Annotated in this window: 5 protein-coding genes and 1 tRNA gene; 5 read left to right on the top strand and 1 reads right to left on the bottom strand. The window is 43.2% G+C overall.

Annotated features, from left to right (window positions below; genetic code table 11):
• The first annotated feature begins 100 nt into the window (after positions 1–100).
• From IH879_16310 to IH879_16300, 3 genes are all read left to right on the top strand, one after another.
• The gene (locus IH879_16310) at positions 101–1,678 is read left to right on the top strand and encodes a hypothetical protein (protein MCH7676489.1); all 1,578 of its coding nucleotides are present in this window, start codon (positions 101–103) and stop codon (positions 1,676–1,678) included.
• A 204-nt stretch (positions 1,679–1,882) separates the two neighbouring features.
• A complete protein-coding gene (locus IH879_16305) occupies positions 1,883–3,037 on the top strand; it encodes a sugar transferase (GenBank protein ID MCH7676488.1) in 1,155 nt (384 codons plus the stop codon).
• Positions 3,038–3,524: 487 nt separating this feature from the next.
• Positions 3,525–4,043 (top strand): hypothetical protein, encoded by a 519-nt coding sequence (locus IH879_16300; protein ID MCH7676487.1) that lies wholly within the window; start codon positions 3,525–3,527, stop codon positions 4,041–4,043.
• Positions 4,044–4,120: 77 nt separating this feature from the next.
• Here the strand turns inward: IH879_16300 and IH879_16295 are convergent, their stop codons facing one another.
• Positions 4,121–4,837, bottom strand: coding sequence for a transposase (locus IH879_16295; GenBank protein ID MCH7676486.1), 717 nt, complete (start codon positions 4,835–4,837; stop codon positions 4,121–4,123).
• A 617-nt stretch (positions 4,838–5,454) separates the two neighbouring features.
• On the opposite strand from IH879_16295, the gene IH879_16290 reads away from it, so the two are divergent.
• Entirely contained in the window at positions 5,455–6,738 is a 1,284-nt protein-coding gene (locus IH879_16290) for a polysaccharide biosynthesis protein (protein ID MCH7676485.1), read from the top strand.
• Between the two features lie 379 nt (positions 6,739–7,117).
• A tRNA-Phe gene (locus IH879_16285) sits at positions 7,118–7,190 on the top strand.
• The last annotated feature ends 86 nt before the right edge of the window (positions 7,191–7,276 follow it).

Here is a 7,276-nt window from a genome sequence, read left to right as displayed (position 1 = left end):
TGGCAAAGGTAAAAGCGGCCGCAAACCACAACTTTGGGATGGTAAAACCGCAGAAAGAATTGTCGATGTGCTCCCTGAAATAATGAATTAGTGTGTTCGCTTGATTTTACGAAATTTAAAATTTGGATGCCTTTACTTTTTTCTACTGTTTGTAAGTAGTTTTGCCCAAAATAGCGAGCCAAAACAGTTTATTTATGCTGACGACTGGACCTATGATTTCATTGAGTACTGGATAAGTAATGGTGCCTATCAAAAAACGTTTGTCTTAAATCAACCCTACACGCTGAATGATATCCGGAAAAAAATGGATTTCAAGGGAGAGTGGCAGCAATTAATCGATAGACATTACCAGCAGCATTACGGGCAAAATGGCTTTGGTAAATTAATTTTGTACGGCCGTGATAATTTCTCCTTTGTCTCGAATTCCGATTTACCGGTGCGCAGAGGAGAGCAAGCCGCGCCGGTAGCAGATGTTGCCCTCTTCAAAAACAGGACGAAAAATCATTATAACTTTGCTGCTCAGTTTAATTTGATGTTACCGCACTTCAGCCTGGTCAACCGGACGGTTATAAACAGCGAGCTAAAGGATGATCCGCTATTCATGGGCGATACTGGTGAGTGGATTTTTGGCAGGATTAATGATGCTTATTTAAACATTAATACCGGCCATTTTGATTTTTTTATGGGAAGAATCGATCGTAACTGGGGCGCTTTGTCGACGCCCGGGCTTATTCTTTCGGATAACCCGTATTCTTACGATCATGTTCAACTTTCCTACACAGTTAAGAAATTTAAATTCAGTATGATTCTCTCTCGGCTTGAAGACCTTGATGCACTAACACTAGAAGAACCTGCTTTGATTACAGATGCCCCCGATTCGGTCTTCCATGTTCGAAAATTTCTTACAGCGCACCGCTTTGAATTTTCGCCTTCGGGTAAATTTCAATTTGCGCTTACGGAAGTGGGTGTTTATGGCGGCCCTGATAGAGATTTTGAGTTCGGTTTCATGAACCCGATGAATTATTTCTATGTCATTCAAAGAAATAACCTACAGGAAATCAGCGGCCTTTGGGCGATTGATCTATTCTACAAACCACACCAAAAGGTGAATACGTATTTACAGTTTTTGGTGGATGATATTGTTGTGAACAATGAACCGGGCCAGGATGATCGCAAACAATTTCCCGATCGGCTTGGCTTGCAGTTGAAAGTCAGCTTTGCAGATATTTGGGCGGAAGGCTTGCAAACCAGTATGGAGTACGTGCGCATCGGCAACCGCACCTACCAGTCCCGCCGTACGTTTGAGAATTTTCATTATCGAGAAAAAAGTCTGGGCTATCCACGCAGCAGCATTGAGCGAATTGGAATCGATGTAAAGTATTTTAACCTGTATCCCGCGCTGCTGAAAGTGCATGCATCGTGGCAGCGTTCCGGAGATGTTAAAACCACCGATTATTTTCCATTAAAAAAGGAGAAATTCCCGATAGGTGTAGTTGAGAAAAAATGGGAAGTAGGGTTTGATTTGAAATATTTTCCCAATTATTGGTCACTATTTACTGTAAATCTTGGCTATGAGAACTTCGACAATTACAAGAATCGTCAAGGGGATAACCAGAGCAACTTTAAGTTAATTCTCGGACTTCACGTAAACCTTGCTTTCGGTCTCAAGGTTGATTGAGCGCTTCCACTTCAATCATATGCGTCTCCACCAGAAAAGACACTTTCTGCCTTTGAGAGCCTCGCCATTTGTACCTTGATTCAGCCCTCCACCCCTCTATTAAGTTTTCGTATTAAGGTAATTAATTTCCAATAAGTTACTAAAGACAATCCGGCTCTTGCCGATGAGTAACTAATTTGCAAACCATTAGATTAGGGCGAAAAATTGATAATCGATTCGGAAAAAACTATCCAGAATGTGGTCGTGCAGCCGGATTTCCCGGTTCTCGTTGAAGCTGAAACAAAGCCAGAGGTATCCTTTGCAGAGCTGAAGACCAGAGTCCTGACCCGGCTTCTCAGGTCCTGCCCGGGCTTATTTGATTTTGTAGATAAGAATTTAGGGTTAAGCAGTTTTGATATTTTCGAATCCGAGGCTGGAACCTTTCCCTCAATCTCCAGTCTGCAAAGGCTTGAGAAAGATTCCCTGCAGTCGTTCATCAATTTACACCGTTTTAACGACTTCCGCTATCTCAATAAATATCTCCTCGAAGTACACGAAAAATTAATACAAGGCGGGATTTTCATCGGCAGGGGAGACACGTTGGAAATTCACAAGAGGAATTTTTTTAAAACCTATCCTCCGTACCTGTCGAAGGCGCTTTACCTGTTTCATTTCATTTACTTCCGCGCCATGGCCAAGCTCCCGCTCCTGAAGAACGTCTATTTTATGATTTCGCGGGGAAAGAATCGGGCTATTTCAAAAGCGGAGATTTTAGGGCGTCTCTACTTCTGCGGGTTTAAAGTTTTAGCGGTTGAGGAAACCGAGGAGAATTTTTATTTTATCGCTAAGAAACACACCAGTCCCAGCACCTACAAGAATCCTTCTTATAATTTCATCATTAAGTTAAGAAGAGTCGGTTTGAACGGGCAGCCGATTTTTATTCGCAAATTCAGAACCATGCATCCCTACTCCGAATATCTGCAAGAGTACGTTTTCGAACATAACAAGCTTCAGTCAAATGGCAAGTTCAAAAACGATTTCCGTATCGCCAATTGGGGAAGGGTTATGAGAAAGTATTGGCTGGATGAATTGCCTCAGTTGTTCAACTATTTTCGTGGTGATATTAATTTAGTTGGGGTTAGGGCTTTAAGCCGGCATTACTTCAGCCTTTACCCGAAAGATTTACAGGAGTTGCGGTTTAAATACAAGCCGGGGCTTATTCCTCCGTATTATGCAGATTTGCCTCAGTCTTTCGACGAAATCCTCGAGTCAGAGCGGCAGTACTTCTCAGCGAAGGAAAACCGCAGCTTTTTAACCGATAACTTGTACTTAGTTCGAGCACTCACAAATATCCTGCTGAGGAACGCCAGAAGCCATTAGTTTTTCGTTTTTCCCACTACCATGTTTACTTCGGCAATTTGGCTGAGCAAATCTCATCTTTCAATAGTGAATTGATGGGAAAAGACATAACGGCACTGAAATTAGCACTCAATCTCTCAGATTCTCATGAAAAGCAGGTTTTGCTAATAGAGAAAAACAGCGCTCGGGCGATTTCAATAATCTCTCTCGCAAAGCTCCTTTTAAATAAAGCTTCTAACCGATATGAAAAATGTGCTGGAAGATATAGACGTATATAGAAACGCGTGGTTCGATTTCTTTGCCAATCAGCAGGAATCATTAGACGGTAAAAGCGGTGAGGTAATACATTGATGAGCCTGCATCTGCCGTTGAGCAATCGCTGGGTACAGCATTCCAAGAGCACAATTAGCCGGGGTTTAAAGGTATTATTAGATATGGGTGTTTATTACCTTAAACCTATCTTCTGGCCTACGCAATCAGGTTTGAGGCAAACATACCATCCGCAGAGTTGACCGCATACTTTCACAGCATCCCGATATTATTGACCCTAACTTTGACGCTATTTTTCGGATTTGGGCTCTACAAAGGACTGTACCAGTACGCTGGTATTAAAGACCTCGTGCTGCTGTTTTCAGCTCATACGGTTGCCTGGGCTGCGTACATTTCGATTATTTACATGCTGCGAGTTCAGTGGACCCCGCGTTCCGTCTTGTCTATTTATTGGCTGCTCGGGTTCATTGCTATGGGCGGCGTAAGGTTTTCCTCTCGGTTATTAAAGGAACTCATGAGTTTTTCACAAGAAGGCAAAAGTCGAGTTTTAATTGTTGGGGCCGGTTCTGCAGGGGAAATGATGCTTCGGCAGATAAAAACGGACAACAAACTCGGTTATTACCCTGTGGGCATTATCGATGACGATCCGAATAAACGTCATGTCAGTATTCACGGCATTCCTGTTTTGGGAACAACAAGAGATATTCCAGACTTGGTGTGGCTACCCCTCATTTTTTCAGATGTCTCCGAAATTTAAAGTGAGTTGAGATTTATCAGGCCACTTTTGAAGAGTTTTTAGCCTCAGGGTACATCGTGCAAATAACTGCTTCAGGGCTACTGAAAGTTTGTAGTAAATAAACCCGAACAGTGTTCTGCAAGTTTATGACGGTATATCAAATTCAAGCGAGTAAACAGGTCCACTGGCACTGACTCCAGTTGCGTATAAACAAAAGACATCGCCATCCAAAACACCGCATTCATGTTCTTAAGCGCCACATAGCGTCTGAGACAAATCCCCTCCCAATTGTATTGTTTTTTGACATGACGATGCACCTCTTCTATCTTCCAACGATACCCATATCCCTGAAGCGCAAGCTCTACTGCACCCTTCTCTTCGCTGCTCGGCAAATGAGCCAAATACCAGGTGTAACCTCGGCCCGCTGCTTTACTCACCACCAACCACAAATCCCGACCATTCTTTGTAAGACGAACCGGCACCGCTCCAGCACAATAGACCCGCTCAACTAAACGATTCTTGTGTTTCTTCTTCACTCGGAAAGAATAGCTCAACATAACCTTACGAGAGACCCAACGAAGACTGCGGCATTTCCCACGATACCACAAATTTCGTCGACCCGTCTGACGAATGACAAAGTAAATCTCATCCCTGAGTAAACGACGCATGAGTTCAATGCGATCACCTCCGCGGTCCAGTACCCAAATCCCTGCTTTGCCTATCGCAGCACACACCCGGCCAATCGCTGAAAGAATCTCCTTATTCTCACTTGTTACCTCCGCCTCTAAACTGTACAACTCACTGTACGCTGGCACGATCCAACCTCCATCTGCACTCACACCAATCACATTCGCAAGCCAGTAACCTAAACCTAATGATAGCTTCGACTCAGACGAAACACTGCCATCATGGACCGTGGCAAGCCCCTCCATCTGCTTCGCATAGTTCTTCTGAATATCCGATATATCGAATATCAAATATCAGCACCCCCGCAACGCTCGGCGCTGAACTCGAAGCAACCCATCTAATATCTTTCCCCAAAAACCGACCCGACCTAAATGACGGGCCAAACGCTCCGTCGTCTTCTTCATACTAATTCCCTCACTCAACGCCTGAGCAATTTTCGATAACTTCACCTCACCACTCTCAAAACACCAAAACACATCTGGCATAGAAACTTCCAATCAGGACGGCTAAAATAACCCGAAAAACGACCCTAAATAATAATGATATTTTCCTTGGATGCGAACCAATAATTCTTTACCTTTCATCAAGGCTCCTCCTTCTCTTTAGTTCAGTACAGCTACCTAAAGATAAGGATTCAGGAGCCTTTTTTCTATCTTTTTCTACATACTTAACTCCTATTATTTTCAAATAATTAAAACCTGACTATTTATGATTTCTGGGGGATAGTCACATATTCCACAATTGGTTGAGCAGAAAAATATTAAATATTGAACAGATCATTATCGCGACGCCTTCGGCCAAAGCACGTGAGATGCGAAAAATTGTCACTTATTGTGAAACCACCGGAGTTGACTTCAAGACTGTTCCCGGACCTCGTGAGTTGATGAATGGAAATGTAACATTAAATCAATTGCGGGATTTAAAGATAGAAGATTTGCTCGGAAGAGATGTCGTTAACACAGATGGCGAACGAATCGCCGAAATGATCAGAGGACGGGTTGTAATGGTAACCGGTGCGGGAGGCTCGATTGGTCAAGAGCTTTGCTGGCAAATCATGGAATACAAGCCTGAGAAACTTGTCATGTTCGATCATTCGGAAAACAGTTTGTTTTACCTAAGCAATGATCTGCAAACCCGCTGGGCAGGTGGGTTTGCTACGGTTGTAGGGAGTGTCTGCGATCCTGCAAAAGTCGATCGGGTCATGAGCGAGTTCAAACCAGCGATGGTTTTTCATGCAGCCGCACATAAGCACGTGCCTCTTATGGAGATGAATCCCGAAGAGGCAATCAAAAATAATCTCAAAGGTACAATGACTCTCGCGGACGCATCTAAAAAGCACAACGTCAGGACTTTTGTTTTGATATCCACTGACAAGGCCGTCGAGCCTGCCAGCGTGATGGGCGCTTCAAAGCGGTTGGCTGAACTCTATGTGCAGGGAGCTAATCGCGAAAATAAAACAACGTTTACCATAGTCCGTTTGGGGAACGTCCTGGGAAGCAATGGCAGTGTGGTTACTTTGTTTCAAAAGCAGATTGCCAAGGGGGGTCCAATCACCGTTACCGATCCCGGAATGACTCGCTATTTTATGACAATTCCGGAAGCAGTCGCTTTGATTTTACAGGCCAGTATCATCGGCAAGGGTGGTGAAACTTATGTGCTCGATATGGGCGAGCCGGTAAAAGTTGTGGACATGGCGCGTCACCTGATTAGCTTATCCGGTTTTGAGCCCGATCAAGATATCGCTATAGAATTTACCGGAAAACGTCCAGGCGAGAACATGTATGAAATCTTATGGGACAAAAACGAGCAACCCATACGGACAGAATATGAAAAAATCCTCGTAGCCAACTCCAACGGCCACGATTATTGGTATATGATGCAGCAGCTGGATGAAATTCTCAAGCTGGCCGAAACCATGCAGCGTGAGCGGATGTTCGCGAAAATGAAAGAATTGATTCCAAGTTATCAAACCGAGGAAAATGGTGTTGTCGTTGTTGACCAAGGCCAAGCCGCAGTTGTAAAGAGCTAATTCAACTACAATCTCTGCCAGTTTCTTAAAAATTTACTTCTCTTTCCGTTTTATCAATCATCCAAGATAAATATCCTTTTTGAATCCCGCATATTCTTGAGCGTCCCGTTACTTTTATGGCAAGTTCGGGCTCGGAGGGATCATACTCACAACGTATTCAGAATTTTACATCACTTCCAAATTAGCGGTGGGGAAGGGTGTGGGTAAACGATATTGGCAAATAAAAATGGCTGTGTTGGGACGATGGAATTATTTAATGATTCTTATTAGAATTTTTTATTGCATTTAGATAAAAATTGTTTATATTTAAATTTCATTTTTTGAACAAGGTTGCCTTGTTTTTTTAGTAAAAAAATTGCACTTGTAAGTTCAATAGGTAGGCCGGGTAGCTCAGTCGGTAGAGCAACGGACTGAAAATCCGTGTGTCCGCAGTTCAATTCTGCGCCCGGCCACTTGTTTTTATTAAGTTTTCCTCAATTTCTTTCCTCAAGTATCCGCTATATTATTACTTCAATTTACTTCAAAAGGAGTAATAATT

Source organism: candidate division KSB1 bacterium, from assembly GCA_022562085.1.
Lineage (GTDB): Bacteria > Zhuqueibacterota > Zhuqueibacteria > Oceanimicrobiales > Oceanimicrobiaceae > Oceanimicrobium.
This window is presented reverse-complemented; position numbering and strand designations above follow the sequence as displayed.